This is a genomic window from Pseudomonas pseudonitroreducens, assembly GCF_021603645.1.
GTDB classification, from domain to species: Bacteria; Pseudomonadota; Gammaproteobacteria; order Pseudomonadales; family Pseudomonadaceae; genus Pseudomonas; species Pseudomonas pseudonitroreducens.
In genome coordinates, this window is record NZ_BQHJ01000017.1 from 110,373 (window position 1) to 125,084 (window position 14,712).

14 protein-coding genes are annotated in these 14,712 nt (G+C 64.3%); 6 read left to right on the forward strand and 8 right to left on the reverse strand.

The features are described from left to right. Positions 1-4: 4 nt before the first annotated feature. Complete coding sequence (locus L6D89_RS30740) at positions 5-715, forward strand: DUF1294 domain-containing protein (protein ID WP_279829386.1); 711 nt, start codon at positions 5-7, stop codon at positions 713-715. A gap of 9 nt (positions 716-724) precedes the next feature. Here the strand turns inward: L6D89_RS30740 and L6D89_RS30745 are convergent, their stop codons facing one another. After that, on the reverse strand, positions 725-1,630 hold the full coding sequence (locus L6D89_RS30745; protein WP_236202158.1) for a LysR substrate-binding domain-containing protein: 906 nt from the start codon (positions 1,628-1,630) through the stop codon (positions 725-727). 131 nt (positions 1,631-1,761) lie between these two features. Here L6D89_RS30745 and L6D89_RS30750 point away from each other — a divergent pair, with 131 nt between their 5' ends. Continuing rightward, positions 1,762-2,370, forward strand: a complete 609-nt coding sequence (locus tag L6D89_RS30750) for an FMN-dependent NADH-azoreductase (protein WP_236202159.1) — start codon at positions 1,762-1,764, stop codon at positions 2,368-2,370. A gap of 194 nt (positions 2,371-2,564) precedes the next feature. After that, positions 2,565-3,578: an alpha/beta hydrolase family protein gene (locus L6D89_RS30755; protein WP_236202160.1), complete on the forward strand. Its 1,014-nt coding sequence runs from the start codon at positions 2,565-2,567 to the stop codon at positions 3,576-3,578. A 172-nt stretch (positions 3,579-3,750) separates the two neighbouring features. Here L6D89_RS30755 and L6D89_RS30760 read toward each other — a convergent pair whose 3' ends face one another. Continuing rightward, positions 3,751-5,340 carry an ABC-F family ATPase gene (locus L6D89_RS30760; RefSeq protein ID WP_236202194.1) on the reverse strand — a complete coding sequence of 530 codons (1,590 nt, stop codon included), beginning with the start codon at positions 5,338-5,340 and terminating at the stop codon, positions 3,751-3,753. 236 nt (positions 5,341-5,576) lie between these two features. On the opposite strand from L6D89_RS30760, the gene L6D89_RS30765 reads away from it, so the two are divergent. Together L6D89_RS30765 and L6D89_RS30770 are read left to right on the forward strand one after the other, a co-directional pair. After that, positions 5,577-6,527, forward strand: coding sequence for a phospholipase D family protein (locus L6D89_RS30765; protein ID WP_236202161.1), 951 nt, complete (start codon positions 5,577-5,579; stop codon positions 6,525-6,527). A gap of 157 nt (positions 6,528-6,684) precedes the next feature. Further along, positions 6,685-6,966, forward strand: coding sequence for a hypothetical protein (locus tag L6D89_RS30770; RefSeq protein WP_236174934.1), 282 nt, complete (start codon positions 6,685-6,687; stop codon positions 6,964-6,966). Between the two features lie 72 nt (positions 6,967-7,038). On the opposite strand, the gene L6D89_RS30775 is transcribed toward L6D89_RS30770, so the two are convergent. The 5 genes from L6D89_RS30775 to L6D89_RS30795 form a co-directional block, all read right to left on the reverse strand. Beyond that, positions 7,039-8,316 (reverse strand): OprD family porin, encoded by a 1,278-nt coding sequence (locus L6D89_RS30775; protein WP_236174935.1) that lies wholly within the window; start codon positions 8,314-8,316, stop codon positions 7,039-7,041. A gap of 281 nt (positions 8,317-8,597) precedes the next feature. Next, complete coding sequence (locus L6D89_RS30780) at positions 8,598-9,782, reverse strand: MFS transporter (RefSeq protein WP_236202162.1); 1,185 nt, start codon at positions 9,780-9,782, stop codon at positions 8,598-8,600. Between the two features lie 239 nt (positions 9,783-10,021). Beyond that, positions 10,022-10,576: a putative glycolipid-binding domain-containing protein gene (locus tag L6D89_RS30785; RefSeq protein ID WP_236202163.1), complete on the reverse strand. Its 555-nt coding sequence runs from the start codon at positions 10,574-10,576 to the stop codon at positions 10,022-10,024. Then, on the reverse strand, positions 10,576-10,938 hold the full coding sequence (locus L6D89_RS30790; protein WP_236202164.1) for an MmcQ/YjbR family DNA-binding protein: 363 nt from the start codon (positions 10,936-10,938) through the stop codon (positions 10,576-10,578). Before L6D89_RS30790 ends, L6D89_RS30785 begins: the two co-directional genes overlap by 1 nt. Before the next feature lie 51 nt (positions 10,939-10,989). Beyond that, the gene (locus L6D89_RS30795) at positions 10,990-11,268 is read right to left on the reverse strand and encodes a peptidylprolyl isomerase (protein ID WP_236174939.1); all 279 of its coding nucleotides are present in this window, start codon (positions 11,266-11,268) and stop codon (positions 10,990-10,992) included. Positions 11,269-11,454: 186 nt separating this feature from the next. Here L6D89_RS30795 and L6D89_RS30800 point away from each other — a divergent pair, with 186 nt between their 5' ends. Next, positions 11,455-12,690, forward strand: a complete 1,236-nt coding sequence (locus L6D89_RS30800; protein ID WP_236174940.1) for a PilT/PilU family type 4a pilus ATPase — start codon at positions 11,455-11,457, stop codon at positions 12,688-12,690. Positions 12,691-13,251: 561 nt separating this feature from the next. On the opposite strand, the gene L6D89_RS30805 is transcribed toward L6D89_RS30800, so the two are convergent. After that, positions 13,252-14,502, reverse strand: coding sequence for an OprD family porin (locus L6D89_RS30805; protein ID WP_236202165.1), 1,251 nt, complete (start codon positions 14,500-14,502; stop codon positions 13,252-13,254). Positions 14,503-14,712: the final 210 nt, after the last annotated feature.

Below are 14,712 nucleotides of genomic sequence, written 5' to 3' on the forward strand. Positions count from 1 at the left end.
GAACGTGGAAAAGAACGGCACCATCAGCCGCTGGGACGATGACAAGGGCTTCGGCTTCATCAGTCCCCAGGCCGGCGGCAAGGAAGTCTTCCTGCATATTTCCGACTTCCGCGGCGACCGTCGCCCGGAGGCGGGCGACCAGGTCTGTTATGTCGAAGGCAGCGGCAAGGACGGCCGCCCCCGCGCCAACCACGCCCGCCTTGCCGGGCTGGCTATCGACACCCCGGCGATTCGCCGCAAGCCCGCAGCGGCAGCCACCCGTGAGCGCGCCCGCAGCGGGCGCGAAGTAGCCTTCCCGAGCGCGCCGAAACGCTCGCTGGGCAAGGCGCTGGCGATCCTGGCAGTGCTGCTGGCGTTGCCCGTCATCGGCTCGCTGCTGTGGTTGAAAGAGGCTTACTTCGTCTGGTTCCTGCTGCTCTATCCGGTGTTCAGCGTCCTGGCCTTCCTCGCCTATTGGCGCGATAAGCGCAGTGCCGAGCGCAACGACTGGCGAACTCCCGAGCAGAGCCTGCACCTGCTGGAACTGCTCGGTGGCTGGCCGGGCGCCTTCCTCGCCCAGCAGGTGTTCCGTCACAAGACCCGCAAGCTTTCCTTCCAGCTGGTGTTCTGGGCCATTGTCCTGCTGCATCAGCTGTTCTGGATCGACTGGCTCAGTGGCGGCCGGTTGCTGGGCTGGATCGGCGCGCTGATGGGGCTGGGCACCACCCCGGCGTAATCGCCTGGTTCAGACAGGCCAGTCGTCTTTCGAGAAGCCTTCCTCCAGGTAATCGAGCAACGCCCGCACCGCCGGCAGGATGCCGCGCCGATGCGGGTAGACCGCCTGCAGGTAAGCCTCCGGCTCGCTCCAGGCGGGCAGCACGCGCACCAGGCGACCATCCTCCAGTTCCTCGGTGCAGTAGTGCAGCGGCAGGAGTGTCACGCCCAGCCCCGCCAGGGCGACGTTCTTGCGCAGGTTGAAGTCTTCCACCGCCAGGCGTGCCTCCAGGGCGACTTCCTTCACTTCGCCCTGCAGGCCGGTCAGCTTCATGTGTACCCGACGGTCGTTGTCGATGGCGCCCAGGACGGGCAGGGCGGCCAGGTCCTCCGGTGCGCGCAGCTCGACGCCCCTGAGCAGCGCCGGTGCGGCCACCAGCGCGGTCTTCGCCAGGCGCAGGCGCCGCGAGATCAGCGACAGGTCCTCATCGCCCGGCGCCCGCACGCGCAGGGCGACATCGATGCTTTCGTTGAGCAGGTCGACGCGGCGATTGGTCAGCATCAGCTCCAGGTTGACCTGCGGATAAGCGGCGAGAAAGCCCGGCAGCATCTCGTTCAGCGAGGTTTCCGCCAGCGCCACCGGGCACGACAGCCTCACCCGGCCGCGTGGCTCGGCGCTCAGTTGCGCGGCGACCTCGTCGGCCATCTCGGCCTCTACCAGCATCGCCTGGCAGTGCCGGTAATAGCGCTCACCCAGGTCAGTCAGTGCCAGCTTGCGGGTGGTGCGCTGCAGCAGACGTACATCCAGGCGCGCTTCCAGCTCGGCGACACGCCGCGACAGGCGGGACTTCGGCAGGCCCAGCAAACGCCCGGCAGCTGCGAAGCCACCGGCCTCCACCACCTTGGCGAAATAGAAGAGGTCATTGAGGTCCTGCATCGGATTGTCCTGCTGGTGAGACGAATCATTGCATTTTTGCTGACTTATCGAAGATTGGCTACATGCGTAGTCTTGCCTCCAACAACGAATTCCTCCGCCAACCCACTTGGCCCCTTTCCTGGAGAACACACATGAAACTGCTGCACATCGACTCGAGCATCCTCGGCGACAACTCCGCCTCCCGCCAACTGAGCGGCGAACTGGTCGCCGCCTGGGCCGCCGCCGAGCCGGGCGTCGAAGTGACCTACCGTGACCTGGCCGCCGACGCCATCAGCCACCTGTCCTCGGCCAGCCTGGTCGCTGCCGGCACCCCGGCCGAACTGCGCGACGCCGCGCAGAAACACGAAGCCGCACTGGGCGAGAAAAGCATCGAGGAATTCCTCGGCGCCGACGCCATCGTCATCGGCGCGCCGATGTACAACTTCTCCATCCCCAGCCAACTGAAGGCCTGGATCGACCGCATCGCCGTCGCCGGCAAGACCTTCCGCTATACCGAGAGCGGCCCGGAAGGCCTGGCGGGTGGCAAGAAAGTCATCATCGTCTCCACCGCCGGCGGCATCCACGCGGGCCAACCCAGCGGTATCGCCCACGAGAACTACCTGGAGCTGGTGCTGAATTTCCTCGGCATCACCGACATCGAGGTCGTCCGTGCCGAAGGCCTGGCCTACGGTGACGAGCCGCGCCGCAACGCCATCGCCGGCGCCCAGGCGAGCATCGCCAGCCAGTTCGCCGCTGCCTGATCGCTGCCCAGTGAAAAGCCCCGCGCATGCGGGGCTTTTTTGTTTCCGCGAGTACCGCCTGTCTGCGGGCACGGAGCTACTCTCGCTGGCGCGTACTATGCAGAGGTTCCCACCAGGCGGCGCCCGGCGGTTTCTGCATTCATCAACAAGCCTCGTGGCGCCTGATCTGGAGACACATCGGAGCGAACTGCACCATGGCGAGGCGCCTGTTCTGGTTCCTGCTGCTCGTTACCTTCAGTACCGCGAGTTGGGCGGCACAGGGCTGGAATGTGGGTTTTCACCGCCTGCAGGTGAGTGACCCGCTGGACCAGCAACCGATGAAGGCCATTGCCTTCTACCCCACGCGCGCAGCCGAACAACCCCTGCACCTGGGCAACTTCATCCTGGACGTTGCCTACGAAGGCAAGACCGCCAACGGGCGATTCCCGCTGCTGGTCATGTCCCACGGCAACTACGGCACCCCGCTGGCCCACCGTGACCTGATCGAGGCACTGGTGCGCAAGGGCTTCGTGGTGGTGACGCTGCTGCACCCCGGCGACAACCTGCGTGACCACAGCCGCCTGGGCGCGGTGAGCAATCTCTATGGTCGGCCGCTGCAGGTCTCCGAAACCATCAGTGCCGCTCTGCTCGACCCCGAGGTCGCCGCCATCGTCGACCCGCGAAAGGTCGGTGTGATCGGCTACTCCGCCGGCGGAGAGACTGCGCTGATCCTGGCCGGGGCCCAGCCGCGCCTGGACCGGCTGATCAAGTACTGCCAGCAGCGCCCTGACGATCGCGATGCCTGCAGCGAGAAGGGCGAAGTACGCGCCGACCGCAACGACCTGGTGCCCATGGCCGACCCGCGCGTCGGCGCCTTGCTCCTGCTGGCGCCGCTGAGCCTGATGTACGGCGTTCATGAGCTGGAGGATGTACAGGTGCCGGTGTTGCTCTACACCGGCAATGCAGACCACATCCTCGACTGGAAGAAGAATGCCGCAGCGCTGGCGCGCAAGTTGCCGCAACAGGCGGATCTGCGGGTGCTGGACGGGGCAGGGCACTTCGTCTTCATGGCGCCGTGCTCGGAGGAGGAAAAGGACGCCACGCCGGACCTGTGTACCGACAACCAGGGCCTGGACCGGCAGGCTATCCATCGCGACCTGGCCGCCTCGGCGGCAGAGTTCTTCGATGTCAGCCTGGGCAGCGCAACGATGCAGACGTCGGGGCGTTGATCCGGGGCTGAGCAAAAAGGTGCCTCTTGTAGGAGCGAGCTTGCTCGCGAATGGGTTTCCCGGCTGCATTGGTGTCAGACAGGTTCGCGAGCAAGCTCGCTCCTACGAAGATCAAAAGAGCAAGAAAAAGCCCCGCACTGGGCGGGGCTTTTTCATTGCAGCTTGGCGTTGATCAGACAATCACGCCCTGGCTGCGCAGGTAGTCATCGTAGGTGCCGCTGAAATCGGTCACGCCGTTTTCCGACAGCTCGATGATGCGAGTGGCCAGGGAGGACACGAACTCGCGGTCATGGCTGACGAAGATCAGGGTGCCCGGGTAGTTCTCCAGCGCCAGGTTCAGCGACTCGATGGACTCCATGTCCAGGTGGTTGGTCGGCTCGTCCATCACCAGCACGTTCGGGCGCTTGAGGATCAGCTTGCCGAACAGCATGCGACCCTGCTCACCACCGGAAATCACCTTGACCGACTTCTTGATGTCGTCGTTGGAGAACAGCATGCGGCCGAGGGTGCCACGTACCAGCTGCTCGCCGCCCTGGGTCCACTGGGCCATCCAGTCGAACAGGTTGTAGTCGTCCTCGAAGTCCTCGGCGTGGTCCTGGGCGAAGTAGCCCACATCCGCGCTGTCGGTCCACTTCACTTCGCCCGCGGTGGGCGCCATGTCGCCGACCAGGGTGCGCAGCAGGGTGGTCTTGCCGATGCCGTTGGGGCCGATGATGGCGATGCGTTCGCCGGCTTCCACCTGCAGGCTGAGGTTCTTGAACAGCGCGTTGCCGTCGAAGCCCTGGCTGACTTTCTCCAGGGTCACCGCCTGGCGGTGCAGCTTCTTGTGCTGTTCGAAGCGGATGAACGGGCTGACGCGGCTGGACGGCTTGACCTCTTCCAGCTGGATCTTGTCGATCTGACGCGCACGGCTGGTGGCCTGCTTGGCCTTGGAGGCGTTGGCCGAGAAGCGGCTGACGAAGGTCTGCAGCTCGGCGATCTGGGCTTTCTTCTTGGCGTTGTCCGACAGCAGGCGCTCGCGGGCCTGTTCGGCCGCGGTCATGTACTCGTCGTAGTTGCCCGGGAACAGGCGCAGCTCGCCGTAGTCCAGGTCAGCCATGTGGGTGCAGACGCTGTTGAGGAAGTGACGATCGTGGGAAATGATGATCATGGTGCTGTTACGCGCCGTGATGATGTTTTCCAGCCAGCGGATGGTGTTGATGTCCAGGTGGTTGGTCGGCTCGTCGAGCAGCAGCAGGTCCGGATCGGAGAACAGCGCCTGGGCCAGCAGCACGCGCAGCTTCCAGCCCGGGGCGACAGCACTCATCGGGCCGAAATGCTGGTCCAGCGGAATGCCCAGGCCCAGCAGCAGTTCGCCGGCACGGGATTCGGCGGTGTAGCCGTCGAACTCGGCGAACTGGACTTCCAGCTCGGCCACGGCCATGCCGTCTTCCTCGCTCATCTCCGGCAGGGAGTAGATGCGGTCGCGCTCGGCCTTGACCTTCCACAGCTCCTCGTGACCCATGATCACGGTGTCGATCACGCTGAAGTCTTCATAGGCGAACTGGTCCTGGCGCAGCTTGCCCAGGCGCACACCGTTCTCCAGCATGACCTGGCCGCCGGAAGGCTCCAGCTCACCGCCGAGGATCTTCATGAAGGTGGACTTGCCGCAACCGTTGGCGCCGATCAGGCCGTAGCGGTTGCCGTTGCCGAATTTGACGGAAACGTTTTCGAACAGCGGCTTGGCGCCAAACTGCATGGTGATGTTCGCGGTGGAGATCAACTGGGTAACCCTTGGCTGGAACATGATGCGCGCCGGGCGCGAGCGGCGCGGGCGGGCAGTGACGACGGCGCGCGAAGGCGGCCTGACAAAGCCGCCTATTATGCCACATGCGGGGCGGATCTTGCATGTCCTGCCGCTACAGCGCCCTGACTGCGGGCAGAAGGTGCGAGCTGGCAGTTGAAACCCCCCATTGTCCTGCATCAGAATTCGGTGTTCAGAATTCTGGTGGGGGCTGTATGAAAATCCTAAACGCTCAACATTCGCTCAAGCAGTACCTGGAGCAGGTCAGCGGCAAGCTGATCACCGTGGTCTCGGCCTCCGCCAGTGAAACCGAGTCACTGATCGAAACCCTGGTGGAGAAGGGCAATCGCCTGGACCTGCTGGTGGGCACCATCAATTCGTTCAGCTCGCCGGACTTCATCGATTTCTGTGTCCGCGACGCGGGCGCCAAGGTCAGCTTGCACGTCGACTTCCGCGCGCAGAACAGCGTGCACTGGAAGCTGATCCTGATCGAGCCGGATGTGGTGATCCTGGGCAGCGCCAACTTCACCGAGATCGGTCTGAGCCTGACCCGCGACACCTGCACCGTGATCCAGGACGCCGCGCTGTACGCCGATTACCTGGCGCGCGTGGCCGAGATCAAGGGCATGGACGACGTGGTGCCGGGCGAGGATTCGCCGGCCTTCGACGCGCGACTGGAGGAGTACCGCCAGAGCCATCGCCGCGTGCAGGCCAGCCTGGCGCGCAGCGCCCAGTACCTGGACGGCGAGAGCTGGCTGGGCGACGAGACCAATCAGAGCATCCCGCTGTTCATCTGGTACAGCGATCACTCCGACGAGTCCGAGGAGCAGGCCGAGGCCTTCCTGCACGCCAGCAGCGATGGCGTGGACTGGGACGATGTACGCGAGTTCTTCACCTACGAATGCGCGGAGGGCGTGCTGCCCTACGAAGAGGGTGACATGGTGCTGACCGCGCGCTGCAATGGCACGCACATCGGCTTCTATACCTTCGACCGCATCCTCTACCGCAACGGCACCTACTTCATCTACTCCTACCGCAAGAAGCGCTACACCCAGCCGTTCAAGCTGGAGGATGCCAAGGAACGCCTGAAGGACGTTATCCCCGAGTGGTACGAGGAGATGCGTACCTCGCTCAATCGTCATGACATCAACAGCGTGGTGCGTTAAGCGGCAGCCACTCATCGGCGCGCAGTGCGTGACCCTGCGGTCGCGCACTGTGCACCTTGGCAATTCCCGCATGCATGGCTAGCATCCTGCCAGTATCTCGACGTTGCATGCCGCAGTGGCGTGAACCCGTCAGGAACCTGTCAGGAGGCAAAGGATCATGCCGCAACTTCCCCTCGATGAAGTCCCCGTTCGCCGCCGCATGCGCTGGCATTGGCGGCTGCTCACGCTGAAGATCTACATTCTCTCGATATTTCTGCTGGCCTGCATGCTGGGCGGCAGCGCGATGCTGTTCCTCAATGTGCTCAACGACACGCTGGAGCCCGCCCAGCGCCTCGGTTCCTTCGCGGCCGGCGCGCTGATTCTGCTGCTCTGCCTGCATATCCTGCGCATGGCGTTGCCGCCGATGCCCTGGTTACCCAGGCGGCGCTCGCTGGAGTAATCGGCGCCAGAATGAAAAACGCCCCGTGGCAGCGCTGCCACGGGGCGTTTTCTTTCGAGCCTGATCAGATCATCAGAAGATGTTGACCGGGTACTCGACGAAGACGCGTACTTCGTTGCCATCGTCGTTGTAGGAGCGGGCGTCGTTCGACACGCGCAGCCAGGAGCCGCGCAGCTTGACCGACAGGTCCTTGGCCGGGCCGCTCGGTACGACGTACTTCAGCTGGTTGAAGATTTCGCGCTCTTTACCGTTGCTGGTCTCGGCGGTCTTGATGTTGTCGCCGTAGACGTAGGCCACGGTGTAGCTCAGGCCGGGAACGCCGTACTCGGAGAAGTCCAGGCTGTAGCTGCCCTGCCAGGAGCGCTCGTCTTCGCCGTTGAAGTCCGACCAGTAGGAGTTGGCCAGCCAGATGGTGGTGCCGCCGTCGCCCAGGCCGCCTTCGTTCTGGTACCAACCGTAGTTGTAGCCGGAGTCGCCGTTGTTGCGCTGGTGCGCGACCATGAAGGTGTGGGCGCCGATGTTGTAGGCGGCCGACAGGCTCCAGATGGTGTTCTTGGTGCCGTCGATGCCGTGGTCGGCAGCGAAGTCTTCGTTGACGCGGGTACGGTAGCCGTTGAAGTCCAGGGTCAGGGACTGCTTGTCGGCCATCGGGATGACGTAGTTCAGGTTCATGTACTGCTTGCGAGCGACGTCTTCGTTCTCGTAGCCGTACAGCGAGCCGCTGAAGCTATCGGTGAACTTGTAGCTGCCGCCGAACACGTCGATGCGCTTCAGGCCGCCGCTGTCACGCCCTTCGGCGCTCTTGCGGGTTTCCGAGGTGAAGCGGCCGACGTTCAGCTCCAGGCCTTCGATCTCCTTGGAGGTGATCAGGGTGCCGGTGAAGCTTTCCGGCAGCAGGCGGGAGTTGTCGTAGCTCAGCACCGGCAGGGCCGGCATCTGGTCACCGTACTTGATCACGGTGTTGGAGAAGCGTGCTTTCACCGCGCCACCGGCACGGGCCAGGTCGTTGGCGGCTTCGCCGCTGTCGCCCTGCTTGAAGAAATCGATGCCGGGAGCGCCGCTGCGGCCCTTGCCGCCGTCCAGGCGCACGGCGTACATGCCGAAGGCGTCAACGCCAAAACCGACGGTGCCCTGGGTGAAGCCGGAGTTGAAGGTGGCGGTGGCGGCCTGGCCCCATTCGGCCTGGTCTTCCTTGCCGTGCTTCTTGTCGCGATTCATGTAGGCGTTGCGGAAGAACAGGTCGAGGTGGCTGTCTTCGACGAAGCCCTTGGCGGTGGACTGGTCTTCGGCCATGGCGGCGGTCGACGCGAGGATCCCCAGTGCGAGCAGACTGATCCGGTGGTTCAGCATCTTGATTTCCTTAATGGTGCAGCGCCAGCGAGCAGAAAGAAAAAGCTCTCCGCCCCGTAGTGCGTGAACGGGGTAGGTGGAGTCCTGTGCTGGCATGTTCTTTTGGTTGTATTCGGGGCGTGGTCGCCCCGGCGCCGCGCGATAATAGCAGAGGATCGAACTTTTTCGTCCAGCCTCTGTCACGCTCGTGTCATGTTGACCTGATCAACGGCGATGGTTGCCGGATCATGGTGGCTCGAAGGCAATAGGCGCAGTCGCAGCGTGTTGCTGTGTAGTGCCGGTCAGGCCTGGTGGTACGAGCGCTGATAGAGCCAGAGGCTCAGTATCAACCCGCTGAATGCTGCGAGTGCGGCGCAGAGGAATATCGAGCCGAAGCCGAAGCCACTGGCGACGGCGCCCATCAGCGGTCCGGTGACGCCGAGGGAAACATCGATGAACAGTGAGTAGGCCCCCAGGGCGGCGCCACGGTTGGAGGCGGGCACCAGGCCCACGGCTTCCACGCCCAGCGCGGGGAACACCAGCGAGAAGCCAAAGCCGGTCAGCGCCGCGCCGGCCAGGGCGATCCAGGGTGTCGGTGCGCTCCACAGCAGGAGCAGGCCGAGGCTTTCCACCGACAGGCAGGCGATGGCGACGCGGAAGCCGCCGTGGCGATTGATGACGTTGGCGAACAGCAGGCGCGCACCGATGAAGCAGCCGCCGAAGGCGCTCAGGCAATAGACCGCATCTTTCCAGCCAAGGCTGGCGTAATAGAGCGTGATGAAGGTGGCGATGGTGCCGAAACCGATGCCGCCCAGCGCCAGGCCCATACCATGGGGAAATACCCGGCCGAGTACGTGGTGGAAGGGCATCCGCTCGCCATGCACCAGGGCTGCCGCACGCTTGGGCCACGCCAGGGCGAAACCGAGCGCCGCCAGCAGAACCACGCTGGCGCCCAGGCTGGCCAGCCCGAGCTGACCGACCATCTGCACTCCCAGCGGCGCGCCGATGGCCAGGGCGCCATAGCTGGCGATGCCGTTCCAGGAAATGACTTTCGCGGTGTTCGCCGCACCGACGCGGTCGATCCCCCAGGCGATCGACGCACTACCCACCAGGCTTTCCGAGGTGCCGAGCACCAGCCGCGCGACCATCAGCAGGCCGAGGCTGACCCACGGCAGGCCCTGCGTGGCCCAGGAGCCGAGCATCAGTGCACCGCTGCCGGCGCAGCCGAGCATGCCGTAGAGCACCGCGCGCTTGGGCCCGAGGGTGTCGATGACCTTGCCTGCGTACGGACGGGTCAGCAGGGTGGCCAGGTACTGGATGCTGATGACCAGGCCGGCCATCACCGAGCCGAAACCCAGGTCGCTGTGCACATAGCCGGGCAGCACGGCCAGCGGGATACCGATGGTCAGGTAGGCGATGAAGGTGAACAGGACGACGGACACCACTTGCAGGGTGGTGGACGAGTTCGAGCGGGAGTCGGCGGACATGTGCAGCGGTTCGGTACGGCGAGTGGGCTTACATGATGGACCGCGCCTGGCATGTAGGAAAGCTAGCTAACGAACTACCTTTCAGGTCCGGTGTGATGCGAGCCGATCGCGGACGGAGTCCGCTCCCACGCGCCGGCCCGCGCACTGCCTGTAGGAGCGAGCTTGCTCGCGAACGGATTTCCTCGGTGAGCATCGAGGGAGGTGGTTCGCGAGCAAGCTCGCTCCTACAAGGGCCTGCATCAGGCGCGGCGGAAGAGGGTGGGATAATCGATGACCAGGCCGTCATCATCCACCGTCAGCAATGCCTGAAAGTCCGTGCCTTCGAGGTTTTCGTACAGATAGTGGTGGGCATCGATCCGCGTGTAGCCCTGGCGCATGCGCACCGGCTTCAGCTTCGGTGCTTCCAGATACACCACCGTCAATTCGCGGCGATCGCCGTCGGCCAGTTGCAGGCGGCGAATGGGGAAGGTGTTGGTGAAGGGCGACGGCCAGATGTCGATGTCCAGACAGCCGTCCAGATCCATCAGCGCGTCACCATTGGCGTTAAGCCAGTGGCCTTCGCCATCGGTCAGCAGGTGAAGCTGATGCGCACCGCGCTCGCTCTCGACAGAGAAACGCGCCTCGCGCAAGCGCCATTGGCTGTCCCAGTCGAGTTGGTAGTCCAGCTGATAGGAAGGCCCGCCCGCTTCGTCGATGGCACGCAGTTGGCTTTCCGCGCGGCCATCCACCAGTTGCAGGGATTCCCAGCTGGCCGCCGGTGCGTGCCACAGGCCTTCCCAATTCAGGGTGCGCATCAGGGCGCCTCCAGCACGAGGCCCAGGCGTTGGCGCTTGGGCAGGCGGGCGACCACCATCTGGTGCGAGCGGGTCAGGGCTTCGCGCAATTCAGCGTCGCCCATGGGGTAGGGGCGCTGCATGGAAATCCAGAAAGCCCGGGCCAGGTAGGGCGCCGGATGGATGCCAGGGCGGTCGACGTAGCCCAGGAACAGCTCCGGGCCGACCTTGAAGGCCAGGCCACCATGGCCACTGTCGAGGAAATCAAGGATGGCGAACATCTTGTTGCCAGCCACCGAGAACACCCGATTGCTGCCCCACTTGATGTCTTCGCGGGCGCCAGGCAGTTCCAGGCAGAAGTGGGCTATCTGTTGCGGCGTCATGGCGTGCGTTCCTTCGTTCCCGGGCGTGTCTTGGATCAGCCACGCCTCTGACTAATCACGGAAATAGACCTCGACCAGATGGTAGCCGAACTGGCTTTTCACCGGCCCGTGAATCACGCCGACTGGCTTCCTGAAGATCACCTGGTCGATGGACTTCACCATCTGCCCGGGGCGCACCTCGCCCAGGTCGCCGCCGCGCTTGCCGGAGGCGCAGGTGGAGTGCTTGCGCGCCAGGGCGGCGAAATCCTCGCCCTTGGCCAGGCGCTGCTTGATCTGCTCGGCTTCGGCGGCGGTCTTGACAAGGATGTGGCGGGCCATGGCGACGGGCATTGTTTCGTGTCCTGTGATGAAAGCGTCTGGGCGGCATTGTACGGCAGCAGTGATGCAGGTCGCATTTCACGATGGGTTGCATTGTCTGGTACAGGAGTGCTCCATAGAGTCAATGAGCAAATTCTTATCTATAGGGCGCTGCTGACAGACAGCGCCTGCCGCCACCTTGCGTACGGATGCAGTTCAATGGATATCCAAGCGATGCTCAAGATCCTGGCCACCCAGGATGGTTCGGATCTTTACCTCTCCACCGGCGCGCCGCCCTGCGCCAAGTTCAATGGGGTGCTCAAGCCCCTGACCAATGAACCGATGAAGGCTGGTGATGTGGCGCGCATCGGCTATGGGCTGATGGATGAGGAGCAGCGCGCCGAGTTCGACCGCGAGCTGGAGATGAACCTGGCGATTTCCGTGCCCGGCGTCGGGCGCTTCCGGATCAACCTGTTCAAGCAGCGCAACGAAGTGTCCATCGTGGCGCGCAACATCAAGCTGGATATCCCGCTGTTCGAGGACCTGAAGCTCCCCGAGGTGCTGCTCAAGGTCGTCATGGAGAAGCGTGGCCTGGTGCTCTTCGTCGGCGGCACCGGCTCGGGCAAGTCCACCTCCCTGGCGGCGCTGATCGACCACCGCAACCGCAACAGCGGCGGGCACATCATCACCATCGAAGACCCCATCGAGTACGTGCACCGGCACCGCAAGTCGATCATCAACCAGCGCGAGGTCGGCGTGGACACCCGCAGCTTCCACGCCGCGCTGAAGAACACCCTGCGCCAGGCGCCGGACGTGATCCTGATCGGCGAGATCCGCGACCGCGAGACCATGGAGCATGCCCTGGCCTTCGCCGACACCGGCCACCTGGCGATCTCCACGCTGCACGCGAACAACGCCAACCAGGCGCTGGACCGGATCATCAACTTCTTCCCCGAGGAGCGCCGGCCGCAGTTGCTCAACGACCTGGGCAACAACCTCAAGGCCTTCGTCTCCCAGCGCCTGGTGCGCACCCAGGACGGCAAGCGCCGCGCGGCGGTCGAGGTGCTGCTGGGCACGGCGACCATCAGCGATATCATCAAGCGCGGCGACTTCAGTTCGATCAAGGAGATCATGGACAAGTCCCGCGCCCTCGGCATGCAGACCTTCGACCAGGCGTTGTTCGACCTGGCGGTGGAAGGGGCGATCAGCGAGGAAGAGGCGGTGAAGAACGCGGACTCGGCGAACAACCTGCGGCTGAAGCTCAAGCTGTACAAGGACAACCCGGGCAGCGTCGGCAGCACTGCCACCCCCGCGGCCGCCAAGCCTGCCGCGCCGGCACCTGCGCCCGCTGCACCTGCGGCAGCGACCCAGCCGGTGGATGCTTCCAGCTGGGGGCTGGAACTTGCGCTGGAAGAGATCGAGGCAGAAGACGCCGAGAAACCGGCCGGGCAGTAAGCCACCTGCTGGACGAAGAAAAGCCCCGGCATGCCGGGGCTTTTTCATTAAGAAGGGCTCACCTGTAGGAGTGGGCTTGCCGGCGCAACGCCAATTCTCCACTCCAGGATTCGAGCTGTACGTAGGAGCGGACTCCGTCCGCGATCGATTCCCGACCACTCCGATGGGCTGGGCGTTTGCACAACCCTATCGCGGACAGAGTCCGCTCCTACGTAAATGTCTGCTTCAGGTGCCGAACACTTCGCCAGCGCTCCCTGTAGGAGCGAGCTTGCTCGCGAACCTCCCAACGCTGGCGCCGCCAGGAAGACATCGCGGACGCATTCCGCTCCTGCGAGATGCCTCTGCGCTTGGGCCATCCCTCACCCTGGCCCTCTCCCAAGGGGAGAGGGGGCCGTTCGGGGCAGGATGAAACCTTCGCGTCAGTCGGCTCGAACTGCCCCCTCTCCCTGAGGGGCGGGGCGAGCAGCCAGGGTTGGGGTGAGGGAGGAAGACACAGCGACGGGCTATCCAGAGAAGACAGTTGCTCCTGCGCGCGTCGGAGAGTTCGGCGCAAGGCGAGCATCAGAGCAATGACAGCGGATAACTGATGATCAGCCGGTTTTCGTCGAAACTGTTGGTGCTGCCCCAGTCGCGGCGCATGGTGGAGTTGCGCCACTTGACGTTCAGCGTCCTGAAGGTGCCGCTTTGCACGGTGTACGCCAGTTCACTCTCGCGGCCCCATTGGCTGCCGTCGGCGGTGCTGGCGTTGTGCACGTTGTCGCCGTGGATGTAACGGTTCATCAGGGTCAGGCCAGGAATGCCGAAGCCGGCAAAGTCGTAGTCATGGCGCAGCTGCCAGGAGCGCTCCTTCGCGCTTTCGTAGCTGGCGTTGTAGCTGTCGTTGGCCAGGGTGCCGCCGCTGGTGCCGTTGACGCGGAACCACTCGTCCTTGCCCATGACCTTCTGCAGGCCGAGATAGAAGGTGCTCGCACCGTACCTGGCCGAGAACATCCCGGAGAAGGTGCGGTTGTCGAGGTCGCCGGCTTTGGCGCTGCCATCCTCCTTGCCCCAGAAATAGCCGATATTCGCACCGAGCACCCAATTGCCCAGTGGCTGGCTGTGCTGCAGCTGCAGGTATTGCTGCTGGTAGATGTCCTTCAGTTGCGCATTCCACAGGCCGACCAGCGTGCGGTCGCCGTTGAAGCGGTATTCGCCACCGGCGAAGTTGAAGCGGTCCGAGGTAAAGGCGGGGCGGTTGAACAGCGACATGTCTTGCATGCTGGCGTCGTTGCGCGGGCTGTTCTGACGGAACTGGCCGCCGTAGAGGGTCAGGCCGTCGATTTCCTTCGCGGTGACCTGGGCGCCCTGGAAGGTCTGCGGCAGTGAACGGCCGTCGTCCGAGCGCAGGATCGGCAACACCACCATCCATTCGCCGAGCTTGAATTCGCTGTTCGATACCTTGGCCTTGCCGGCCACCGCCAGACGGCCGAAATCGTCGGCGGGGCGGCCGTCGTCGTGGGTCGGCAACAATTGGGTGCCGGCCGTGCCCTTGCCGCCATCGAGCTTCAGGCTGTAAAGCCCGAGCACGTCCAGGCCGAGCCCGACGGTGCCCTGGGTGAAACCGGAGCGGGCGTCGAGGATGAAGCTCTGGGTCCATTCCTCCGCCTTGTCCTGGCGGGCTTCGCCGACGTAATTGCGGTTCATGTAGAAGTTGCGCAGCAACAGGCTGGCCTTGGCATCTTCGAGAAAGCTGCCTTCGTTGGCGCTGGCCAGCACGGGCAGGGCGGGCAACAGGCAGGCACCGATGGCGAGGCGGGGCAGGTGGCGGATCATGGGTGTTCCCTCGGCATTCTTGTCGTTGTTCGGGGCGAACGGAGGCCTGCGCCGGGCTCGTTCGAGCGCGGCGAATGGCGGGCGAAATCGGTCAGAGCTCGCGGGTTGGGCGGTCAGCCGGGCGCGACAGGAATCTGCGGAAGGGCGCGGAGGAGGGCGATGCACGCGCGCAGGCGTGCCAGGGTGAGGGTGAGCATGTGAACGGACCTT

Coding starts and splice junctions, on each gene's coding strand:
- L6D89_RS30790 (WP_236202164.1), bottom strand. CDS start 10,938: ATGACGCCGCAACAGATAGCCCACTTCTGCCTGGAACTGCCTGGCGCC.
- L6D89_RS30745 (WP_236202158.1), bottom strand. CDS start 1,630: ATGCAGGACCTCAATGACCTCTTCTATTTCGCCAAGGTGGTGGAGGCC.
- L6D89_RS30780 (WP_236202162.1), bottom strand. CDS start 9,782: ATGTCCGCCGACTCCCGCTCGAACTCGTCCACCACCCTGCAAGTGGTG.
- L6D89_RS30775 (WP_236174935.1), bottom strand. CDS start 8,316: ATGCTGAACCACCGGATCAGTCTGCTCGCACTGGGGATCCTCGCGTCG.
- L6D89_RS30770 (WP_236174934.1), top strand. CDS start 6,685: ATGCCGCAACTTCCCCTCGATGAAGTCCCCGTTCGCCGCCGCATGCGC.
- L6D89_RS30765 (WP_236202161.1), top strand. CDS start 5,577: ATGAAAATCCTAAACGCTCAACATTCGCTCAAGCAGTACCTGGAGCAG.
- L6D89_RS30750 (WP_236202159.1), top strand. CDS start 1,762: ATGAAACTGCTGCACATCGACTCGAGCATCCTCGGCGACAACTCCGCC.
- L6D89_RS30795 (WP_236174939.1), bottom strand. CDS start 11,268: ATGCCCGTCGCCATGGCCCGCCACATCCTTGTCAAGACCGCCGCCGAA.
- L6D89_RS30800 (WP_236174940.1), top strand. CDS start 11,455: ATGGATATCCAAGCGATGCTCAAGATCCTGGCCACCCAGGATGGTTCG.
- L6D89_RS30785 (WP_236202163.1), bottom strand. CDS start 10,576: ATGCGCACCCTGAATTGGGAAGGCCTGTGGCACGCACCGGCGGCCAGC.
- L6D89_RS30755 (WP_236202160.1), top strand. CDS start 2,565: ATGGCGAGGCGCCTGTTCTGGTTCCTGCTGCTCGTTACCTTCAGTACC.
- L6D89_RS30805 (WP_236202165.1), bottom strand. CDS start 14,502: ATGATCCGCCACCTGCCCCGCCTCGCCATCGGTGCCTGCCTGTTGCCC.